Below are 1,708 nucleotides of genomic sequence, written 5' to 3'. Positions count from 1 at the left end.
CGGTCACACCATGGGCAACGACTTCGCGGTGTTCGAGGCGCACCATCCCAGCAACGGTCTGCCGCTCTATCTGGTGGGCCACCCGGTGTTCGATGCCGAGCGCATCTACGGCGGCGACGATGAGGACTGGCGCTTCACCTTTTTCGCCAGTGCCACAGCCGAATTCTGCTGGCACCACTGGAAGCCCCAGGTGCTGCACTGCCACGACTGGCACACCGGCATGCTGCCGGTGTGGATGCATCAGGACCCGGAAGTCAGCACGGTGTTCACCATCCACAACCTCCGCTATCAGGGCCCCTGGCGCTGGAAGCTGGACGGCATGACCTGGTGCCCCTGGTACATGCAGGGGGACCACACGATGGCGGCGGCGCTGCTCTATGCCGACCGCGTCAATGCGGTGTCCCCCACCTACGCCAAGGAGATCCGCACGCCGCAGTACGGCGAGGCCTTGGACGGCCTGCTCAATTTCATCAGCGGCAAGCTGCGCGGCATCCTCAACGGCATCGACACCGAGGACTGGAACCCCGCCACCGATCCCACCCTGCCGGCCCGCTTCAGTGCCGCCGACCTGACCCCCCGGGCCGAGAACAAACAGGCCCTGCAGAAACACTTCGGCCTGACGCCGAGTCCGCGCTCCTACCTGATGGGAGTGGTGAGCCGGCTGGTGGACCAGAAGGGGGTGGATCTGCTGCTGCAGGTGGCTGATCGGGTGCTCGCCTACACCGACAGCCAGATCGTGGTGCTGGGCACGGGGGATCGCAACATCGAATCGGGCCTGTGGCAGATGGCGGCCCGCCATCCCGGCCGCTTCTCGGTGTTCCTCACCTACGACGACGCCCTGGCGCGGTTGATCTATGCCGGCACTGATGCCTTCCTGATGCCCAGCCGCTTTGAACCCTGCGGCATCAGCCAGATGCTGGCGATGCGCTACGGCTCGGTGCCCGTGGTGAGGATGGTGGGGGGTCTGGTGGACACCGTGCCCCCCAACGACCCCCTGGCCGGCACGGGCACGGGCTATGGCTTCGACCGCTTCGAGCCGATCGACTTCTACACCGCGATCGTGCGCTCCTGGGAGGCCTACCGGCACCAGGACAGCTGGCAGCAGCTGCAGCGCCGCGGCATGGGCATGGACCTCAGCTGGGCCAGCTCAGCCCTCGCCTACGAGGCCATGTACCGGGACGTGTGTGGCATCAAGGAGCCCACGCCCGAGGCCGCCGAGGTGGAGCGCTTCTCCCAGGGTCAGGATGCCGACCCCAGCCGCAAGGGGCTGGCGGCCCTGCTGCGCCGCCGCTGAGTGAGATCCGCGTCTGCTGGGGGCAGTGCCTGTGGCCGGGTCCAGTCCTGAGGGCGACGGCCCCGGCCGCGCTGATGCCGCGTCGGCCCTGCCGGCTCCCTATCTCGACCCGTGGCGGTTGCTGCGCCGCGATCTGCGGGCTGTGGCGGCCAGCACGCGCCTGCGGTTGCAGGAGCTGGCCAGGCTCAATCGGGAGGGTCAGCTGCCGCGCCCGGGCTTCTGGCCCGCCTCCTGGGCGGCCTGGTTCTGGCCCCTGGTGCTGGCGGCGGCCCTGGGCAGCCTGCTGGCCCTGGCTGCTCTCCTGATGCCGGCGCTGCCCTGGTCGCGACCCGCCGCGATCGCCCCGGCCGAGCCCACCGTCGTGGTGGAGGGCCTGGACACTGCTGGGGATGGGGCTGCGTCCCCGGACGGTTC

General features: G+C 69.3%; 1 protein-coding gene and 1 pseudogene. Both read left to right on the top strand.

The features are described 5' to 3' along the window. Positions 1-1,294, top strand: a 1,294-nt coding sequence (glgA, locus tag IQ216_RS13790; protein ID WP_193815923.1) for a glycogen synthase GlgA, incomplete at its 5' end; no start/stop codon positions are given. 31 nt (positions 1,295-1,325) lie between these two features. Then, positions 1,326-1,708: pseudogene (locus IQ216_RS13785) on the top strand (hypothetical protein); the annotation flags it as partial.

This window comes from Cyanobium sp. LEGE 06143 (assembly GCF_015207535.1).
GTDB lineage: Bacteria > Cyanobacteriota > Cyanobacteriia > PCC-6307 > Cyanobiaceae > NIES-981.
Note: the sequence above shows the minus strand (reverse complement) of the source record. Positions and strands in the feature narration are given on the sequence as shown.